Genomic DNA, 19,722 nt, shown 5'->3' with positions numbered 1-19,722 from the left:
AAGCCACGCCCGTACGAAGCGCCTCAGGAATTCGGCAGCAGCAGCCACATCCGCCCGGTCTGCTTCATCTTGCCGGCCAGATCGCCGGCGTCGTCGCCGAGTCCCCAGAAGTAGTCGGCCCGCACGCCGCCCTTGATCGCGCTGCCGGTGTCCTGAGCGAAGACGAGCCGATTCATCGGCGCGTTCGTCATCGGCCGCGTCGTCTGCAGGAAGACCGGCGTGCCGAGCGGGATCGACGACGGATCGACCGCGATCGAGCGCTCCGGCGTCAGCGGCACGCCGAGCGCGCCGATCGGCCCATCCGAGCCGCCGCCAGGCGCCGTCTCGGTCGACGGCATCTCGCGGAAGAAGACAAAACGCGGGTTCGTATCCAGCAAGGCATCGACACGCCCCGGATTCGCGCGCGCCCAAGCCTTGATCCCTTGCATCGTCGCCTGCGAGGGTGTCAGCTCGCCGCGATCGAGCAGCCAGCGGCCGATCGATTTGTACGGCTGGTTGTTCGTGCCGCCGAAGCCGACCCGCATCACGCTGCCGTCCTCCATCACGATGCGCCCCGACCCTTGCACCTGCAGAAAGAACGCCTCGATCGGGTCGTCGACCCACACGAGCTCGTTGCCCTCGAGCACGCCCGAACGCTCGAGTTGCGCGCGCGCCGGCAGCGCCGCGCCGGCACGATAGCCGCTCGGCCAGCGATAGAGCGCGTATTGGTAAGGGCCGCGGCGCGTGCGGGCGCCGTGCAGCAGCGGTTCGTAGTAGCCGGTCACGAGGCCGTCCAGCGTGCCGTCGCTGTTGGCGAACTGGAACGGCGTGAAGTAGGTTTCGAAGAACGTTCGCGCGCTCGCGAAGTCGAGGTCGTCGAGTTGCGCTACCGCCGCGCACGCGCGCCGCCAGTTCGGCTGCTGGGCAAGGCGCAGGCAATTCTGGCGCAGCGCGGCCGTCGCGCCGATCAACGTATCGTCTTCCCAGCCGGGCACCTGCTGCCACGCGACGGGGGTCAGGCGCGCCGCCGCCACTTGGCCAGGGATGGTCGCCGCGCCCGTCGGCGGCGAAACCGTCGGCCGCACCACCGAGCTGCCGCCGCACGCGGCAACCAGCACGGCGGCAGCGACCGCCGCGGCCCAGCCCGCTGCCCGAAAGCCGATACGCTTACAATGTTCGTTCTTGATGGAAACCGCCATGTCTGATTTGCTCAACGAATATCCGATGCTGATCTTCGCGCTGGAAGCGTTTCTGGCGCTGGCCCTATTGATTTTCATCGTCGTATGGACGGCGTCGGGCAGAAAGAAGAATCCGGGCAACAAGCGCCCGCTTCGATAGGCGTACCGAAAGGCGGATGAAGCACGCGCCAGGATGGAATTCAATGCAGCGTGCGCGGCATTTGCAGCGCGAACTCCGGAATTGTCGTCTCGAAGCGCTCGCCGTCTTCGGCCACGCAAAAGTATTCTCCGCGCATCGTGCCGACCGGCGTCGCAATCACCGCCCAACTCGTGTATTCGAATTGCTCGCCCGGCTTCAGAAGCGGCTGATGACCGACGACGCCGAGCCCCTTCACCTCCTGGACGTGCTTCTCGCTGTCGGTGATGACCCAATGGCGCGAGATCAGTTGCGCGGTCACCTGGCCCGTATTGCGGATCGTCAGCGTGTACGCGAACGCATATTGGCGGCGCTCCGGGTCCGACTGCTCGGGCAAGTAACGCGTCTGCGCCGACACGCTGAATTGATACTGGCTCATCGTGATTCCGTTCTGAAAGAGACGTGCCGGCCCCGCGCCGCCGCGGCATTGCGCCTGCCGGCCAAGGACCGCTCTGGTTTGGCATTCTGATGGATGCAGCCCCCGCCCGCAACCGAGCGCGCCCGCAGTAGCCCGCCCTGGCCTGCGCGAAACGGTAAAATACCGGCTTTACCCGCCGATTCCGGCCTCTTCGCCATCCACTAGCGCCATGACGCAATTCCGCATCGCACCCAGCATCCTGTCGGCCGATTTCGCACGGCTTGGCGAGGAAGTCCGCAACGTCGTCGCCGCAGGCGCCGACTGGATCCACTTCGACGTGATGGACAATCATTACGTGCCGAACCTGACGATCGGCCCGCTCGTCTGCGAGGCAATCCGCCCGCACGTGCAAGTGCCGATCGACGTGCACCTGATGGTGCGTCCCGTCGACCGCATCGTGCCCGATTTCGCCAAGGCCGGTGCGAACCTGATCAGCTTCCATCCGGAAGGCTCCGATCATATCGACCGCACGCTGTCGCTGATCCGCGATCACGGCTGCAAGGCAGGCCTCGTGTTCAACCCGGCCACGCCGCTCAACTATCTCGACCACGTGATGGATCGCGTGGATCTCGTGCTGATCATGTCGGTGAACCCCGGCTTCGGCGGCCAATCGTTCATTCCCGAGGCGCTCAACAAGCTGCGTGAAGCGCGCGCGCGCATCGACGCGCACCGCGAGCGCACCGGGCGCGAGATCCATCTCGAAGTCGACGGCGGTGTGAAGGCCGACAACATCGCCGAGATCGCCGCGGCGGGCGCGGACACGTTCGTCGCCGGCTCCGCGATCTTCGGCAAGCCCGACTATCGCGCGGTGATCGACGACATGCGCCGCGCGCTCGCCACCGTCAAGGCGGCCTGAGCATGGCGCAAGCGGCCCCGGCATTCGCTCCGCCCCGCTTCACCGGGCCTCGCCTGCAAGCGGCGATCATCGATCTCGACGGCACGATGATCGACACCGCCGACGATTTCACCGCCGGCCTGAACGGCATGCTCGCGCAACTCGACGCGGCGGAAACGTCGCGCGAGGAAGTGATCGGCTATGTCGGCAAGGGCTCCGAGCACCTGATCCGCAGCGTGCTCGCGCCGCGTTTTTCGGCCGCCGAAGCGCAAGGCCGCTTCGAAGAAGCGCTTGCGCTATACCAAGCGGAGTACGCGAAGATCAACGGGCAGAGCACGCGGCTCTATCCCGATGTCGAGACTGGTCTGGCCGCCATGCGCGACGCGGGCCTGAAGCTCGCGTGCGTGACCAACAAGCCGCGCCGGTTCGCCGTCGAGCTGCTCGAGCAATACGCGCTGATCGGCTATTTCGCGGTGGTGCTCGGCGGCGACAGCCTGCCGCGCAAGAAGCCCGATCCGCTGCCGATGCTTACCGCCTGCGAGACGCTCGGCGTCGCACCGCAAGCAGCCGTGGCGATCGGCGACTCGGAGAATGACGCCCTCGCCGGCCGCGCCGCAGGCATGGCGACGCTCACCGTTCCCTACGGCTACAACCATGGGCAAGCTATACAAACGATAAAATCAGATGGTATAGTTGCCTCGCTGTTCGAGGCCGCAAATGCCGTCTCGGCTTACAATGCGGCGCTCAACGCAGCATCTCAATCCTGACCTAACCGTCGTCCATCTTCATGTTTCTGAATAAAAAACGGAGTCTGAGCAGCATCGACCGGGGAGCTTGGCCCTGGCGTCGCTGGTCGCGCTAACCTCTCTTGAGGTACGCTGGAGTTCGTCTTCAGCACCCGTTTTTTACTTCGCTGCGCGCTCGCGCTCCATTCGCCGTATCGTTTGAACCGAGGCCCGCATTCCCTGCGGATGCTGCATACGCGGCCGTTTTCCGGTTGACGATACGCGCGTCGCTCGAGCCACCCCGCGCCGGTTGGCAACTTCTTGCCGCATCACGCCCGACCGGCCGCGCAGCGCCCACGCTTTGTCTGGCGCTCGCCGCGCCGGCCGTACGAACAGGATCGGAACATGACCGAACTCGAATTCCAATCCCTCGCAAACGAGGGCTATAACCGCATTCCGATGATCGCCGAGGCGCTCGCCGATCTCGAAACGCCGCTGTCGCTGTACCTGAAGCTCGCGCAGGCCGAACGCGGCGGCGCCAATTCGTTCCTGCTCGAATCCGTCGTCGGCGGCGAGCGCTTCGGGCGCTACTCGTTCATCGGGCTGCCGGCGCGTACGCTGGTTCGCGCGAAAGGCGGCGTCTCGGAAGTGGTCAAGGACGGCAAGGTTGTCGAAACTCACGAAGGCGATCCGCTCGAATTCATCGCACAATTCCAGGCCCGTTTCAAAGTCGCTCAACGCCCCGGCCTGCCGCGTTTCTGCGGCGGTCTCGCCGGCTACTTCGGCTACGACGCGGTGCGCTACATCGAGAAGAAGCTCGCGCTCACCGCGCCGCCCGACGACCTGAACCTGCCCGACATCCAGCTGCTGCTGACCGAAGAGGTCGCCGTCATCGACAATCTCGCGGGCAAGCTCTACCTGATCGTCTATGCGGACCCGTCCACGCCCGAGGCGTACACACGCGCAAAGCAACGCCTGCGCGAATTGCGCCAGCGGCTGCGCACGACCGTGCAGCCGCCCGTCACATCGGCGAGCGTGCGCACCGAGATCTATCGCGAGTTCGCCAAGGACGACTACCTCGCCGCGGTTCGCCAAGCGAAGGAATACATCGCGGCCGGCGAACTGATGCAAGTGCAGGTCGGCCAGCGCCTCATCAAGCCGTATCGCGACAATCCCCTCTCGCTCTACCGCGCGCTGCGTTCGCTGAACCCGTCGCCGTACATGTACTACTACAACTTCGGCGAGTTCCACGTGGTAGGCGCGTCGCCGGAGATTCTCGTGCGCCAGGAAAAGCGCGGCGACGACCAGATCGTCACGATCCGTCCGCTCGCCGGCACCCGTCCGCGCGGCAACACGCCCGAGCGCGACGCCGAGCTCGCCACGGAGCTGCTCAACGACCCGAAGGAAATCGCCGAGCACGTGATGCTGATCGATCTCGCGCGCAACGACGTCGGCCGCATCGCGCAGATCGGCTCGGTGGCCGTCACGGACAAGATGGTCATCGAAAAGTACTCGCACGTGCAGCACATCGTGAGCTCGGTCGAAGGCAAGCTGAAGCCCGGTGTCACGAACTACGACGTGCTGCGCGCGACGTTCCCGGCCGGCACGCTGTCGGGCGCGCCCAAGGTGCGCGCGATGGAGCTGATCGACGAGCTGGAGCCGGTCAAGCGAGGGCTGTACGGCGGCGCTGTCGGCTACCTGTCGTTCACCGGCGAAATGGACCTGGCGATCGCGATCCGCACCGGTCTCATCCACAACGGCAATTTGTATGTGCAGGCGGCGGCGGGAATCGTCGCGGATTCGGTGCCCGAATCCGAATGGCAAGAGACCGAGAACAAGGCGCGCGCCGTGCTGCGCGCCGCCGAGCAAGTGCAAGACGGCCTCGATAGCGACTTCTGACCGGAGACAGACCATGCTGCTGATGATCGACAACTACGACTCGTTCACCTATAACCTGGTCCAGTACTTCGGCGAACTCGGCGAAGACGTGCGGACCTACCGCAACGACGAAATCACGCTCGACGAAATCGAGAAGCTCAACCCCGAGCGCATCTGCTTGTCGCCCGGGCCGAGCAATCCGCAGCACGCGGGCATCACGCTCGACGTCCTGCGCCGCTTCGCCGGCAAGAAGCCGATTCTCGGCGTGTGCCTCGGCCATCAGGCGATCGGCGAGGCATTCGGCGGGCGCGTCGTGCGCGCGAAGACGATCATGCACGGCAAGGTGAGCCAGATCGAAACCGACTGCAAAGGCGTCTTCGCCGACCTGCCGAAGCATTTCAACATCACGCGCTACCACTCGCTCGCGATCGAGCGCGAATCGCTGCCGGACTGCCTGGAAATCTCCGCCTGGACCGACGACGGCGAGATAATGGGCGTGCGCCACAAGGAATTCGCGATCGAAGGCGTGCAGTTCCACCCCGAGTCGATTCTGTCCGAGCACGGCCACGCGCTGCTCGAGAACTTCGTGAAGAGCGCGAAAGCCACCGGCGCGCACCGCAGCGCATGAAGAGGGACGAGATCATGACCATCACGCCGCAGGAAGCGTTGCAGCGCACGATCGAGCATCGCGAGATCTTCCACGACGAAATGCTGCACCTGATGCGGCTCATCATGCGCGGCGACCTGTCGCCGGTGATGGCGGCTGCGATCATCACCGGCCTGCGCGTCAAGAAGGAGACGATAGGCGAGATCGCCGCCGCAGCGACGGTGATGCGCGAATTCGCGAACCACGTCGAAGTGGCCGACAACTCGAATTTCGTCGACATCGTCGGTACGGGCGGCGACGGCTCGCACACGTTCAACATCTCGACGGCAACGATGTTCGTCACGGCCGCCGCCGGCGCGAAAGTCGCGAAGCACGGTAATCGCGGCGTATCGAGCAAGTCGGGCAGCGCGGACGTGCTTGAAGCGCTGGGCGTCAATATCGACCTGCAGCCGGAGCAAGTCGCCGCGTCGATCGCCGAAACGAGCATGGGCTTCATGTTCGCGCCGAACCATCATCCGGCGATGAAGAACATCGCGCCGGTGCGCCGCGAACTCGGCGTGCGGACGATCTTCAACATCCTCGGGCCGCTGACGAATCCCGCCGGCGCGCCGAACCAGCTGATGGGCGTGTTCCATCCGGACCTCGTCGGCATTCAGGTGCGCGTGATGCAGCGGCTCGGCGCGAAGCACGTGCTCGTCGTCTACGGCAAGGACGGCATGGACGAGGTCTCCCTCGGCGCGGCGACACTCGTCGGCGAGTTGCGCGACGGCGAGGTGCACGAGTACGAGATCCATCCCGAGGACTTCGGCTTGCAGATGGTGTCGAACCGCTCGCTGAAGGTCGAGAATGCGAGCGAATCGAAGGTGATGCTGCTCGAAGCGCTCGACAACAAGCCGGGCGTCGCGCGCGAAATCGTCACGCTGAACGCGGGCACGGCGCTTTACGCGGCGAACGTGACGGCGTCGATCGCGGACGGCATCCAGGTCGCGCGCGAAGCGATCGCAAGCGGCACGGCCCGCGCGAAGGTCGACGAGCTGGTGCGCTTCACGCAGCAGTTCAAGGCCAACTGAGCCGACATCCAAGAAAACGGAATCCCCACTATGAGCGACATTCTGGAACGCATCATTGCAGTCAAGCACGAGGAAGTCCGCGCGGCGCAGCAAAGCGCGCCGCTTGAAGAGTTGCGCCTGGCGGCCTCGGCCCGCAACAAGCGCGACTTCGTCGGCGCCCTGCGCGCCAAGCACGCAGCCGGTCAAGCCGCGGTCATCGCCGAGGTCAAGAAAGCGAGCCCGTCGAAAGGCGTGCTGCGCGAGCACTTCGTGCCCGCCGACATCGCACGCTCCTACGCGAAGCACGGCGCCGCGTGCCTGTCGGTGCTGACCGACGTGCAGTTTTTCCAGGGCAGCGCCGCCTATCTGGAAGAAGCCCGCGCCGCGTGCGACCTGCCCGTGCTGCGCAAGGACTTCATCGTCGATCCGTACCAGATCGTCGAGGCGCGCGCGATGGGCGCCGACGCGGTCCTGCTGATCGCCGCCGCGCTGGAAACGTCGGAGATGCAGGATCTCGAAGCGCTCGCGCATTCGCTCGGGCTCGCGGTGCTCGTCGAAGTACACGACAGCGCCGAGCTCAAGGAAGCGCTCACGCTAATGACGCCGCTCATCGGCATCAACAACCGCAATCTGCGCACGTTCGAGACGTCGCTGCAAACGACGATCGGCATGCTCGATTCGATCCCGGAAGACCGCATCGTCGTGACCGAATCGGGCATCCTGTCGCGCGCGGACGTCGAACGGATGCGCGAGTTGTCCGTGCATACGTTCCTCGTCGGCGAGGCGTTCATGCGCGCCGAGGAGCCCGGCGCGGAACTTGCACGGATGTTCTTCTGATTCTTCATGGAATGAGGCAGCGCCATGAGCATCGAACGCGAAATCAAGCTCGCCTTGCCGGCCGACCAGATCGAGGCGGCAACGCAATTCTTCGTTGCACACACGGGCAAGACCGGCATCAAGGTGGCGCTCAGCAACGACTACTTCGATACGCCGGCGCTCACGCTCGCGAAATCGCTAGGCGCCTTGCGTCTGCGCAAGACGCCGCATGGCTGGCTGCAAACGTACAAGACGGTGGGCAGCGCCGAAGGCGGGTTGCATCGGCGGCATGAGTGGGAGATCCCGGTCGCCGGGGAAGGTCTGGAGATCGACGCGCTCGTGGCGGCATGCAACGACGCGGCCTCCGCCGACGCGCTGCGCGCCGCCGCGCCGGAGCTGATCGAGCTCTTCAGCACGAATTTCACGCGCACGCTCTGGCACGTCGTGCACGGCGACACGGAAATCGAAGCCGCGATCGATCAAGGGGAGATCACGGCTGAAGTCGAAGGCCAAACCCGCCGGGCGCCGATCAGTGAGATCGAGCTTGAATTGAAGCACGGCGACGAAGCCGCGCTCCATGCGCTTCAGGCCGAGCTGACGGCGGCGTTGCCAGGCGTCGCGCCCGACGACGTCAGCAAGGCGCAACGAGGTTATCGGTTGCGCGAGCGCTGAACGCCACGCCGCCGCCGGTCAGCTTCTGGCGTAGGCCGCCGTGAAGCCGTCGGCGACGCGGAGCCCCGCGCCAAGTGCTCCCTGCCGAACGCGCCGACGAGCATCGCGTAAGCAGTCACCGAATCGACAGGAAACGAAAGCGCGTACCGGACCGCCAGGCTGACTGGCTCGCGCCGAATGTCGAGTCCCGCGCCGGAAGGCTTTTTGATCGGCGCGCGGCTGCCCGGGCCGTCGAGGCCTGCCGCATCGGCCAGCCGCGCTTGCCCTGCGGCGAGTAAGAAGCCGCCGCCGGCGGCGCCGTATCGATGAGCGACACCGCCTCGGCAACGGTCGTGCGCCGCTTGCCGTTGCAGTCCACCGTCGTCACCTCCACCGCCGACGTGCGATCGATCAGCGCAAGGTTCGTCAACGCGAACGGGCCGGCGGGAACCACTGTCGAGCGGATCAGTTGCCCGGCCTGGCGGATCTCGATCCGTTCCGGGCCTTGCGCCGCGAACGCTGCCCGGCGCGGACGAGGAATCGAAGCCGGTCAGCTTGTCCGCGCCCACGGGCGATTCGGATTCGGTCTGAGCCGATGCCGACATGGCGTGCACGCCAACCGCCACGGCAGTCAGTGCCAAACGATACGAGCGGGAGCGACGCAACGGCGTCGGAGCGGATTGGCGATGGAGGGCGAAGGCGTCAGTCATACGCGCACCAAGAGAGAAGTCCGGATACGCTTATTCTGTGGATTCCACTCTCAGGACATGATCAGACCATTTCTAAAATGTCCCATTTCCACAGAAAATCCGTAAGAACATTCTCAACACGAAATCGATTCTCGCCATCGCTCAAACGCCTCGCGCGATACGCCTTTTTCGCCTTGAAGCCCATGACGTTTGCTGCGACACTTCTGCGCCATGACCTCCGCCTCCCGCCCCCCTTCCCGCGCGCAGCAAGCCTCGCTGTTCGGTTCGCCGCCTGCCGCGACGCCCTCCGCCACCACTCTCGAAGCGCAGTTCGAAGCGTTGCCGCCCGCGTGGCGCGCCCATCTGCGGCCGTTCCTCGACAGCGACGCTTACGCGCCGCTGTGCCGCTTCGTCGACAGCGAGCGCGCGGAGGGCAAGACGATCTACCCGGCGGACGTGTTTCGCGCGCTGCGCCTGACGAGTCCCGACGACGTGAAGGTCGTCATCCTCGGCCAGGACCCTTACCACGGCGAGGACCGCGGACACCCGCAGGCGCACGGGCTCGCGTTCTCGGTGCCGCCCGCCGTGCGGCCGCCGCCATCGCTGCGCAACATCTTCAAGGAAGTCACCGCGAACTTCGGCTATGAGACGCCCCGGCACGGCTGTCTGGATGCGTGGGCCAGGCAAGGCGTGCTGCTGTTGAACACGGTGCTTACCGTCGAGCGCGATTCAGCGGCAAGCCACGCGAAGCGCGGCTGGGAAAAGTGCACCGATACGCTGATTCACGAACTCGCGATCCGTCACGACGGACTCGTGTTCATGCTGTGGGGCGCGCATGCGCAGGCCAAGCGCGCGCTGCTGGAAGACAAGCCGCATTGCGTGCTCGAGGCGCCGCACCCGTCGCCGCTATCGGCGCATCGAGGCTTTCTCGGCTGCCGCCACTTCGTGATGGCGAACGACTATCTGGAAACACACGGACGCAAGGCCATCGATTGGCGCTTGCCGGAAGAGGCGGAATTGCTCGCGTAGCCGCAAAACCTGCAGTATCGGATCCACCATTGAAAAATGCCTCACACCACGACGGTGTGAGGCATTTCCTTTAGAAATCGCCCGGTTCAAGCGGCGTTTTCATTCAGCCGTAAGAAAAACGCGCAGCGCCCGGCCGTTACGCGTCCTCACGCTTAGTTGTACGCTACCGTGAACGTAGCCGAACCGTCCAGCGCCACGTTCGACGACACCGGCAAATCGGTCGTGTTGTTCAACGCCGCCTTCACCGTCACCGGGAAGACAAACGTCTTCGCTACCACTGGCTTCGAGCCCGACGCCGATGCGCCAGTCGAGTAGTACGTCGCGCCACCAGGCGTCGTGAACACCGGCGTCGTCGAGATCGTCCATGCGCTCTTGTCCGTCGACGACATCACGGCCGCTTGCTTCGTGCTTGCGCCAGCGGTGTCGGTGGTCGTGCCCGCGCCCATCGAGATCGTGTACGCGCCGATGTTCTTAGCCGAATCACCGGTGCCGGACGTGCCAAGGCCGTACACTTGGGTCGCGGTCGCACCCAGCGCCGTCTGCATCGGCGCATCCTTAATCGCGCTGGCTGCACGGTTGTCGGTCACGCTGACATAAGCGTTGGTCGCGCTGCCGCATACCACGCTCAGGTTCTTGGTCTGCGACGTCAATGCCGTGTAGGCCGTCTTCGACAGCGAGGCAGCGGCAATATTGCCGTAGTCGACGCTACCGCCGCCATCGAACGATACATTGCAAGCGCCGGGAGTCAGCTTACCGGTAACCGTCAGCGTCGTCGTGACGCCCTCGGCGAACGCCGGAGCGGTGGCCAGTGCCGCAGCGCCCACAAGGGTCAACGCGGCGGCTTTGGCGATCATCATTTGCTTCATAGATTCCTCTGAAAAACTAGTCAATAGCTCGAGCTACGCTCTACGGCCGATTACCAATAGTTGACGTTGAAGGTCGCCTGGCCGTTCAGGCTCACGTCCCCAGTCAACGGCAGCGCACTGCCCTTGTTGATTGCCGCGGTCACGGTAATCGGGAAAACGAATACCTTTCCGGCGACACCATAGCTATCGGCTTGGGTTGCAGCGTATCCAATCTTCCCAGTGCCATCGATAAACCTCGCAGTAGAGGTGTTATACGTAGTGCCGCTGCCCGGTACCACCCAGCCGAACAGATAAGACGCGCCATCAACCGTCGGCTTCGAGTCAACAGTCAACACGTAGGAGCCAAGCTTGACCGCGTTGCCGTTGATAGTTGTCGAGCCCAAGCCGTATACGTTGTTGGCCGACCCGGTGCCCAGCGCCGCCAAAACGTCCGCGCCAAGACTGGACGCAGCGCTGTTATCCATGACGTTGAAACCGACATTCTTATTGGTCGAGCAGGTAACCGTGAGCGTTACCGATTTCGTGCCGATCTTCGTGTAGTCGTTGGCCGTCAGATCTGCAGTCTTGATCGTGCCGAAATCGGCCACGCCACCACCCGAAAAGCTGGGCACACAAGCGCTGGGGATGATCGTGCCTTTGACCGACAGGTCGGCGGTATCGGCCGCGAAAGCAGAAGCGCCTGCCACGAGCAGTGCTCCGCCGAGGGTCGCGGCAGCGAGAGCCTTGACCAACTTAGTTTGTTTCATATTCTTCCCACAAAAAATGTGATTCGATCGTGTTACCCAAGAGCACAGGCGTTGCCGATTTACCGATAACACTTGGCACTCGCGCAACGATTTACGCTTCGGCTCGATTTCCAGCCCCGAGTCGATTGGGCAAGTAAATTCTAATCACCCAAATCGCATATATTATTAGGAATACTCTTAAATTTTTTTATTTTTACTGGATTGCTCCGAGATCAACACCAAAAAGTTATTTCCCAGCCGCTTCAGACGAGGCCGCCTGCGGTTCAGAACCGATGGACACCGTATAGGATTCCGCGGCATAGCCGTACGCGGTAAATGGCGTAATTACGGCGCTCTTCAGCGCATCAAGAGACACGGCTTCCTTGGCATCCGTCTTCGTCAGTTCGACCTGCGCGCGCTCGCCCGGTACGAGATAAGTCTTGGCCAACCCCGCTGACACATTACCGGGCTGCAACACAAGCTTTTGCTCCATCCGCACGACGTAAGGGCTGTCGTTGACGACGGCCAGCTTGTCACCGTCGCGGTACCACTTCAGGCGCTTCCACGGCTCGTTGTCCACGGCAAGCGACTTCGGATGAATGACGATCGGCAGGCTTTGGCGCACCGTCAGCGTGACCTTGGCTTTGCCGTCGTCCTTCTTTTCCGGAATGCCGTCGAAGGTGACGCGCGCGTACCGCTCGACCTTCAACGGCTCGGTGTTCGTCAACATGAAGCGCACAAGCTGCGTCTTATCGGGTTCGACGCGTGCAACCGGCGGCGTGAGAACCAGAGGCGGGTTCTTGTCTTCCGGCACGGCTTGAATGGTCGAATAAAGCAGCGCGGGAACCGGATCGGTGTTCCTGAGGTTCATCGATGCCTCGCCGTTGTCTTCATCGATCAGGACTGCAGTTGATTCCGGCAGCATGCCCGCGGCATGCGTCAGTTGAGCAGACGCGCTCAGGAAGATGACGGTCGCGGCTGCGGCCATTTTTTTGTGCATGGGTTTCATGATGAATTTCAGACGAAGAGGTGAATGATGGAGATTTCGGTGCACTTGCTGGCCTTAAGCAAAGCGACCCTGTGCGCAGTCCCGAAAACGACGCGCCGTAATTCGTACTCTGTGCGCCGATGAATCTATTATCTAAATTCCCAGCCTAAGATTGAATAAGATCTTTCCTAAATTGATTAGGTTAATTGATGGCTTTTTAGGAATTACGGCGTGATCAGCTGCAGTTTCATGATCGCGTCAAGCGCGACTTCCTGATTGATGCGCACGGCGTCCATGGGGATGACCGGAGCAATTTCCAACGTGATATCCAGATGCTTGCCGCTCAGCAATTGCTGACCGCTGACCGGCGCAAAAAGGTCGGACGGCTGCAATGTGAGATCGCCGGAGGGAGCGGCAGTCGGCGGCGCGCCGGCCGACTGCAAGCGCGCCAATTGCACCGTCTCCCCATCGAGTCGCGCGCTCGTTACACGCACCGTATACGCGCCCTTGTCCCCGAATTTCAATTGGCTCGCGTCTTTCACCTGCCCTTGGAAACCCACACTCATTTGCGCCGCATCGGGACAGGTCGCCGATAACGTCCGACGCATGGGGCTGGGCCTGAACTCCGTCGCGCCGCCGGTGGAAGTCGGACGCATCGCTCCGAAATCGACGACAGAATCGAAAGACGTCAGGGTGCAACCCGGCGCCGCAAGGGCCTCAGGCGCCCCCAAGCCGGCGAGCACCGGCAGAGCAAACGGCAACGCGAAGCGAACGAACAAAGCGCGATTCATACTCGGCATATTTGCCTCCATCAATCAGAAATCACAGACCGCCGTCGTGGAATCGAACGGGCGGTCGAGGTCGGGTTTGACCGGCAGCTCGTAACGCAGCTTGCAGATCTTGTCGTCGCTCAACTTGACGTGCAGGTTCTTCGCGGCGTCGTTGTTGAGGAAGACGACGCCGTCGCCCACAGACGTGGTGAGGTATTGATCCTTGTCGTCGAGCACCGCCAGCGAAGGCGGAAGCGGAACGCCGTCGGGCGTCGTCACGCGCAGCAGCACGCGGCGCGTCTTCACCACACCAAAGTTGACGAAGTTGACCGAGCCCCGGCCGGCATCGACAAAATCGATGCCGTTGTTCAAATCGGCGTTACGCGGCAGGCTCTTCGTGAGCACCTCGATGCGCGAACGCTGGTAAGCGGGCAGCATCGGAACCACAGCGCGCCCGCGCGGATCCGTCCAGACCGTGCCCTGCGGCGTGCTGATGCGCACGCCCGAAAGCTCGCCTGCGGAAACCACGCCGAATGTGTCGCCGATCGCATAGGGCGAAAACGTCACGCCTTCGCGCGTCGCCACGACCCCGCCTTGCAGTTGCCCCGTGTACGCGCCATTGCTCCAGCCCGATTGCGAATACGACATCGAAGCCTGCGTGTAGCGCGGCAGCACGTTCACGGTACCGCTCAGGTTCGGGCCGTCGGCCCCGGGATTGGTTTCGGCGCGCGCGCTGTAATTCCAGTAGTCGTTGACGGTCTGCGACACGCTCGTGCCGAAGCGCGTCCGTCCACCGGTATTGGTGCTGTAGCCCTGCACGTTCACGCTTCCCAGCGGGATGCTGAGCGTAGCGTAGAACTGCAGGTCGTTATTCAGGCTTGCCGCTCCGTTCGAGTAGCTCTGCCGGTTGAAGCTCTTCTGCAAGTTCAACGACGCGGTGACGCGGCCGAACATGCGGTTCCAGCCGAGCGTCGCGTATTGCGAACTCGGGGCGTTGTAGTTCGATGCGTACGAATACGACATCGCGAAGCCGCCGAGCAATGGGTGGGACCAGTTGGCGGATGCCGTGTACTGGCTGCGAGTCCGCGCATACGGGGTACCCAATATCGACAGGTTGGTCGTATCGGCAAGCGAACGATAGCCGGGCGTCTGCTGGGTCGCGCTGAAACTGGCGGACAGCGTGTCGGTCAGCTGCGTGCTAGCGCTTGTGCTGACGTTGAAGCCGCGAGCGTGGTCGACCTGCGAATTCGACATAAGGCTTTGGACGTTCGCAGACGTGCTGCCGGAAACGGCAACGTCCAGGCTGCCCGCAAGCGCCTGATAGTCCTGCGCCACCAGCGCACCGGTGGCGACGCGATAGCGCGTGCCGATGTTCCAGCCCTTGGAAGCCGTCGCGACGAGCGGCGCGCGCAGGTCGCCGCCGCCGCTGCCGAGATTGCGCACCTTGCCGACCGCCACCGACAAGCCCTGCGGCGCCCGCTGCCCCGCAGTGAGCGATGCTGCGGGCACGGTATAGGTACGCGCCGCGCCGCCATCCGTTTCGGTCACCGTGATCTGCACGTCGGCGGATGCGCTCGTCAGCGGCAAATTCGACAGCGTGAACGGGCCGGCCGGCACCACCGTCGAGTAAATCAGCATGCCCAACTGGTGGACTTCGACCCTCGACGGACTGTTGGTTATGCCCTGAAACGAAGGGCCGGCCGGGGCCGGGATCAACGCGGAGTCGGGGAAATACTGCACACCCGTGAGCGACGGCACCGCAAACAGGCTGCCGCTGACGTTGATCTGCCCGGCCTGCATCATGCCGCCCGTGCGCACGAACGTCTTCTGCGCGTAGGTGTACATGTCGCTGATGTTCGACTGGCCGTCTTGCAGCGTGAAGGTGTGCCGGCTGCGCACGATCCAGTCGCCGGCGTTCAAGCCGAATTCGCTGTCGGCGAGCGTGTAGCGGCTGTTCGCCCCGCTGCCCGTGGTCGACATCGACATCACGTTGTAGTTGAAGACGCCGCCCACGCCGCCCGACGCGTATTTGTCGACGGGCTTCGCATCGCTGTTCAGCGCCTCGGCCGGAACGATCAGGCGCACGGCGTTCGCGCCCGGATCAAGGTCGGTGGTCGCCTGGGGAAACGCCTCGCGATAGTCATAGCAAGCGGCGGCGTTGCCAGCCGCGCTCTGTCCCTCACCTTCCTTGCCGCCTTCGGCCTTGTCGCGCTTCAGCGCGTCGGGAACGATGAGCCCCGCTTGCTCAAGCAGCGTTCGGTCGAAGCACAGGTGGCCTTGGTCGTCGAATGTCGCGGTGGCGCTCCCGCGCCGCTCGTCGTTGACGAACAGCGACACACGTTGCGACCCCGGCGTAAAGCGCGGCGCCTGGCTGAAGTACGCCGCAAGCGCCGGGTCGATGCCGCGGGCGCGCAGCGCGTCGGCGTCGAACTCCGTGGCGGACGCATCCTGAATTTGCGGCCTGGGCGGCAAGGAGGCGACGACTTGCGAAGCGCTCTCGCTTGCGTGCGCGGACACATGGCAGAAGGTCGAAAGGGTCGCGAGGGCAATGGGCGACAGCGCAGCAGAGCGCGCCCGCGCCCGGTAGTCGTGCATCGAACCGTTGCGCGGGGTAATGCGATGGTTCATGACGCACACATCCCGGTAAATTCACGGGATCAATTGTTGCGGCGCACCCCTTCGCACTCCATGAGACTATTCCTAAATTCTCAAAGAATTAGCATAAGAAAACGAGGCGATATGAGGCGCAAGATGGCGCCTTCTCGGAACAGCAGCAGTCGCGCCGTTAAGAAAGAACGGCTTTTGGGGACAGGAGCACGCTTTCGGCGCGTAAACGACTTCGCCCCCTGCGAAGAGGGGGCGAAGGATCTCGAAACGTCGAGGGAGGGGATTGCAATGTCGCAGCGGAGCTCCGCTCCGATGTTTCGCGATACGGCGCGAAACTGCCGGATTAAACCGCCGCGATCGCCTCGCGCGCACCAGCCAGTGCAGCATTGGCGGCGTCCGGGCCCATGTTCAGGCCTTCGGCATAGATGAAGCTGACGTCGGTCATGCCCAGGAAGCCAAGGAATGTCTTCAGGTACGGCGTCTGGGTGTCGTTCGGCGTGCCTTGGTACTTGCCGCCGCGCGCGGACACCACGAACACTTTCTTGCCCTTCACCAGGCCTTGAGGACCGTTCTCGGTATAGCTGAACGTGACGCCGACGCGCGCGATCCAGTCGAAATACGTCTTCAGCTGGGACGAGATGCCGAAGTTGTAGAGCGGCGCGCCGATCACGATGATGTCGGCGGCTTGCAGCTCGGCGATCAGTGCATCGCTCTTCGCGGCGATCGCGGCTTGCTCCGCCGTGCGCTTGTCGGCCGGCGTGAAGAATGCGCCGAGGACGGCTTCGTCGAGGTGCGGCAGCGCGTCGGCGAGCAGGTTGCGCACGACGACTTTCGCGCCGGCGTTCGATTGTTGCAGCTTTGCCGTCAATTCGTTGGCGAGCAGCGTGGATTGAGCGCCTTGCGAGCGGGCGGAGGAATTCAGTTGCAGGATCGTGGTCATGGTCGGCTCCAGAGGGGGCGCGCATCGTTGCGCGAGTGGAGCCATTGTATTTTTTAGCGGCAAGCGAAAAAGTGGGTATACGGCGACGGATTGTTGCAACAATAGAACAATCGAGGGGAGCGGCTGCACCGCTCCCCCGCGCGCTCACCCCCGCAGCCAGCGCTCGCGCCCCTTGCGCTGCGCCGCAGGCTCGGCGCGCTTGCCGCCCGCCTCGCCCACCGTCAGCTTGTAGCGCAACGCCTCCGGGCCGTCGAGCTTCACCCGCGCGACGCGCAGCTCGTCGCGCCGGAACGCGTGCACTTCGACCATCGCGCCCGGCTGGTGGCGCGTGAGCAGCGCGTCGAGGTTCGATCCGGTGACGCGCAGGCCGTCGACGGCGACGAGCACGTCGCCCGCCGACAAGCCCGCCTTCTGCGCGGCGCCGCCGTCGTGGACCGCCGTCAGCGTGCAATCGGCGCCGCCGCGCGTCTTCGCGCCCAGCGACGGCTTGCCGTTGGTGCCGGCGTCCGCCGCGAGCGTCACGCCGAACGGCGCGAGCAGCTCGGCGAGCGGCAGATCGCGCGTGCCGCGCACGGCTTCGCCAAACAGCCCCGACAGATCGGCGCCCGTCGCCTCGGCGAACAGCGCCTCGACTTCGTCCTCGCCCACGCCGTGCGCCTTGCCGCGATAGAAATCGCGCCCGTAGCGCTGCCACAGGAGGCGCATCACGTCATCGAGCGACTTGCGGTGATCCGTCTGCGCGCGGATCGCGAGATCGAGCGTCAGCGCGACGAGCGAGCCCTTCGCGTAGTAGCTGACGATCGCGTTCGGCGCGTTCTCGTCCTGGCGGTAGTACTTGACCCAGGCGTCGAACGAGCTTTCGGCGACGCTCTGCTTCAGGCGTCCGCTGCCACGCAGCACCGCGCCGATCGTCTTGCCGACGAGCTCGAAGTACTGGTCCGGCGTGATGCGCCCGCTGCGCACGAGCATCAGGTCGTCGTAATAGGACGTGAAGCCTTCGAAAAGCCACAGTAGCGACGTGTAGTTCTCGCGCGTCAGATCGTACGGCGCGAACGCGGCAGGTTTGATCCGCTTCACGTTCCAGGTGTGGAAATACTCGTGGCTGCACAGGCCGAGATAGGTCCGGTAGCCTTCGGACGTCTCGGGCCGGCCGAGCACCGGCAAGTCCGTGCGATTGCAGATGAGCGCCGTCGACGCGCGATGCTCGAGCCCGCCGTAGCCGTCGCTGACGGCCTGCGTCATGAACACGTAGCGGTCGACGGGGGTTTTCTTCGTCTTCGGCTCGAACAGCGCGATCTGCGCTTCGCAGATGCGCTTCAGGTCGGCCGCGAGCCGGTCCATGTCGAGCGCCACGACGCGCCCGGCGATCACGACATCGTGCGGCACGCCGTGCGCCTTGAACGTCGCGAGCGCGAATTCGCCGAGCGTCACGGGATGGTCGATCAGCTCGTCGTAATTCTCGGCGCGGTATTCGCCGAAGCCGTAGCGCTTCGTGCCGCGCGTCTCGGGCAGCGCCGTCGCGACGCGCCAGTTGCGGTACGCCGACCCTGCCGGCCTCTGAATCTCGACGATGCACGGCGCCGCTTCATGCCCCAGCGCCGCGAGAAAGACGCTCGTGCCGTTGAAGAACCCCGTGGTGTCGTCGAGATGCGCGGCCCGCACCGACAGATCCCACGCATACACCTCATAGCGCAGCGTCAGCGCGCCGCCGCCCTTGACCGGCGCCGCCTGCCACGTGTGCTTGTCGGTCTTCTCGATGCGCACCTTGCGGCCCGCCTCGTTGAACGCCCGCAGCGTGACGATGTTGCGCGCGAACTCGCGCACCATGTAGCTGCCGGGAATCCAGACCGGCAGCATGAAGCGCTGCCCGGCCGGATCAGGATCGGCGAGCGTCAGCGTCACTTCGAAGAGGTGCGCGGCGGGGTGCTTCGGGACGATGGTGTAGCGGATCGGCTTCATCGGCGGGGATGGGGTTGGAGGTGAAAAAAGAGGCCGCAGAAACGGCAAGAGGCGCCTCTGCGCCTCTTGCCGGGACTTGCGCCGCGTCAGTGCGCGGAGGCCAGGGCCTTGTCGAGCTGGTCGGCCGACACCGCGCCGGGCAGGCGGCGGCCGTCGGCGAGGAATACGGTTGGCGTGCCGGTCACGTTCATGCCGCGGCCGAGCGCGAGGTTCTTGTCGAGCGCGCTGGTGTCGCAATTGGCAGGACCGTTCGGCGCCTTGTGGTCGAGCATCCAGGCTTCCCACGTCTTCGCGCGGTCGGCCGAGCACCAGATCGACTTCGACTTCACCAGTGAATCCGGCGACAGCACCGGATACAGGAACGTGTAGACCGTGACGTTGTCGATCGACTTCAGCGTCGTCTCGAGCTGCTTGCAGTACGGGCAGTTCGGATCGGAGAACACCGCAATCCTGCGGCTGCCGTTGCCCTTCACGACCTTCACCGCGTTCCCGAGCGGCAGGCTCGCGAAATCGATCTTGTTGGTCTCAGCAAGGCGCGCTTCGGTGAGGTTGGTGCGCGTCTTCGTATCGACGAGGTCGCCGAGCAGCACGTAGTCGCCGTTCGCGTCGCTATAGATGATCTGCGAGCCGAGGTTGACCTCGTACAAGCCCGCGATCGGCGACTTCGTGATGCTCTTGATCGGCGCATCGTCGCCAAGGCGCGATTGCAGCGTGGCTTTCAACTTGTCGGTGACTTGGTCCGCCTGGGCGCTGCAGCCGAGCGTCGCTGCCGCGACGGCCAGCGCGGTGACCGCGATCCGTACGATTTTCTTCATTT

General features: G+C 64.1%; 20 protein-coding genes. 9 read left to right on the top strand and 11 right to left on the bottom strand.

Annotated elements, in window-relative coordinates; all coding sequences use genetic code 11:
- Positions 1–23: 23 nt before the first annotated feature.
- Complete coding sequence (gene mltA / locus FAZ69_RS05835; protein WP_500809259.1) at positions 24–1,178, bottom strand: murein transglycosylase A; 1,155 nt, start codon at positions 1,176–1,178, stop codon at positions 24–26.
- Between mltA and FAZ69_RS34590 the strand changes: the two genes are divergently transcribed.
- Positions 1,177–1,317, top strand: a complete 141-nt coding sequence (locus FAZ69_RS34590; protein ID WP_498063349.1) for a hypothetical protein — start codon at positions 1,177–1,179, stop codon at positions 1,315–1,317. The genes mltA and FAZ69_RS34590 overlap by 2 nt on opposite strands.
- Positions 1,318–1,357: 40 nt before the next feature.
- On the opposite strand, the gene apaG is transcribed toward FAZ69_RS34590, so the two are convergent.
- Positions 1,358–1,732, bottom strand: a complete 375-nt coding sequence (apaG, locus tag FAZ69_RS05830) for a Co2+/Mg2+ efflux facilitator ApaG/CorD (RefSeq protein ID WP_136893010.1) — start codon at positions 1,730–1,732, stop codon at positions 1,358–1,360.
- A gap of 208 nt (positions 1,733–1,940) precedes the next feature.
- On the opposite strand from apaG, the gene rpe reads away from it, so the two are divergent.
- From rpe to FAZ69_RS05795, 7 genes are all read left to right on the top strand, one after another.
- Entirely contained in the window at positions 1,941–2,627 is a 687-nt protein-coding gene (gene rpe / locus FAZ69_RS05825; RefSeq protein WP_136893009.1) for a ribulose-phosphate 3-epimerase, read from the top strand.
- A 2-nt stretch (positions 2,628–2,629) separates the two neighbouring features.
- On the top strand, positions 2,630–3,373 hold the full coding sequence (locus FAZ69_RS05820) for a phosphoglycolate phosphatase (RefSeq protein ID WP_136893008.1): 744 nt from the start codon (positions 2,630–2,632) through the stop codon (positions 3,371–3,373).
- A gap of 363 nt (positions 3,374–3,736) precedes the next feature.
- On the top strand, positions 3,737–5,230 hold the full coding sequence (trpE, locus tag FAZ69_RS05815) for an anthranilate synthase component I (protein ID WP_136893007.1): 1,494 nt from the start codon (positions 3,737–3,739) through the stop codon (positions 5,228–5,230).
- 13 nt (positions 5,231–5,243) lie between these two features.
- Complete coding sequence (locus tag FAZ69_RS05810; protein ID WP_136893006.1) at positions 5,244–5,837, top strand: aminodeoxychorismate/anthranilate synthase component II; 594 nt, start codon at positions 5,244–5,246, stop codon at positions 5,835–5,837.
- A 14-nt stretch (positions 5,838–5,851) separates the two neighbouring features.
- Positions 5,852–6,886, top strand: coding sequence for an anthranilate phosphoribosyltransferase (gene trpD / locus FAZ69_RS05805; protein ID WP_136893005.1), 1,035 nt, complete (start codon positions 5,852–5,854; stop codon positions 6,884–6,886).
- Between the two features lie 30 nt (positions 6,887–6,916).
- Entirely contained in the window at positions 6,917–7,702 is a 786-nt protein-coding gene (gene trpC / locus FAZ69_RS05800; RefSeq protein WP_136893004.1) for an indole-3-glycerol phosphate synthase TrpC, read from the top strand.
- Between the two features lie 24 nt (positions 7,703–7,726).
- A complete protein-coding gene (locus FAZ69_RS05795) occupies positions 7,727–8,353 on the top strand; it encodes a CYTH domain-containing protein (protein WP_136893003.1) in 627 nt (208 codons plus the stop codon).
- A gap of 115 nt (positions 8,354–8,468) precedes the next feature.
- Here FAZ69_RS05795 and FAZ69_RS05790 read toward each other — a convergent pair whose 3' ends face one another.
- Entirely contained in the window at positions 8,469–8,873 is a 405-nt protein-coding gene (locus FAZ69_RS05790) for a fimbria/pilus outer membrane usher protein (RefSeq protein WP_136893002.1), read from the bottom strand.
- Positions 8,874–9,252: 379 nt separating this feature from the next.
- Here FAZ69_RS05790 and FAZ69_RS05785 point away from each other — a divergent pair, with 379 nt between their 5' ends.
- Complete coding sequence (locus tag FAZ69_RS05785) at positions 9,253–10,050, top strand: uracil-DNA glycosylase (RefSeq protein WP_136893001.1); 798 nt, start codon at positions 9,253–9,255, stop codon at positions 10,048–10,050.
- 152 nt (positions 10,051–10,202) lie between these two features.
- Here the strand turns inward: FAZ69_RS05785 and FAZ69_RS05780 are convergent, their stop codons facing one another.
- The 8 genes from FAZ69_RS05780 to FAZ69_RS05745 all read right to left on the bottom strand — a co-directional run bounded on the left by FAZ69_RS05780 (position 10,203) and on the right by FAZ69_RS05745 (position 19,720).
- Positions 10,203–10,916, bottom strand: a complete 714-nt coding sequence (locus tag FAZ69_RS05780; protein ID WP_136893000.1) for a DUF1120 domain-containing protein — start codon at positions 10,914–10,916, stop codon at positions 10,203–10,205.
- 50 nt (positions 10,917–10,966) lie between these two features.
- The gene (locus tag FAZ69_RS05775; protein ID WP_136892999.1) at positions 10,967–11,662 is read right to left on the bottom strand and encodes a DUF1120 domain-containing protein; all 696 of its coding nucleotides are present in this window, start codon (positions 11,660–11,662) and stop codon (positions 10,967–10,969) included.
- 226 nt (positions 11,663–11,888) lie between these two features.
- Positions 11,889–12,650, bottom strand: coding sequence for a fimbria/pilus chaperone family protein (locus FAZ69_RS05770; RefSeq protein ID WP_240702125.1), 762 nt, complete (start codon positions 12,648–12,650; stop codon positions 11,889–11,891).
- A 203-nt stretch (positions 12,651–12,853) separates the two neighbouring features.
- Positions 12,854–13,429, bottom strand: coding sequence for a DUF1120 domain-containing protein (locus FAZ69_RS05765; protein ID WP_136892998.1), 576 nt, complete (start codon positions 13,427–13,429; stop codon positions 12,854–12,856).
- A gap of 15 nt (positions 13,430–13,444) precedes the next feature.
- The gene (locus FAZ69_RS05760) at positions 13,445–16,027 is read right to left on the bottom strand and encodes a fimbria/pilus outer membrane usher protein (protein ID WP_136892997.1); all 2,583 of its coding nucleotides are present in this window, start codon (positions 16,025–16,027) and stop codon (positions 13,445–13,447) included.
- A 322-nt stretch (positions 16,028–16,349) separates the two neighbouring features.
- Positions 16,350–16,946 (bottom strand): FMN-dependent NADH-azoreductase, encoded by a 597-nt coding sequence (locus tag FAZ69_RS05755; protein WP_136892996.1) that lies wholly within the window; start codon positions 16,944–16,946, stop codon positions 16,350–16,352.
- Positions 16,947–17,090: 144 nt separating this feature from the next.
- Complete coding sequence (locus FAZ69_RS05750; protein ID WP_136892995.1) at positions 17,091–18,905, bottom strand: M61 family metallopeptidase; 1,815 nt, start codon at positions 18,903–18,905, stop codon at positions 17,091–17,093.
- 86 nt (positions 18,906–18,991) lie between these two features.
- A complete protein-coding gene (locus FAZ69_RS05745; protein WP_169708568.1) occupies positions 18,992–19,720 on the bottom strand; it encodes a DsbC family protein in 729 nt (242 codons plus the stop codon).
- Between the last annotated feature and the right edge of the window lie 2 nt (positions 19,721–19,722).

It is taken from the genome of Trinickia terrae (genome assembly GCF_005144415.1).
GTDB classification, from domain to species: domain Bacteria; phylum Pseudomonadota; class Gammaproteobacteria; order Burkholderiales; family Burkholderiaceae; genus Trinickia_A; species Trinickia_A terrae.
The sequence above is the reverse complement of the archived record's forward strand: the minus strand, read 5'-3'. Positions and strand labels throughout refer to the sequence as shown.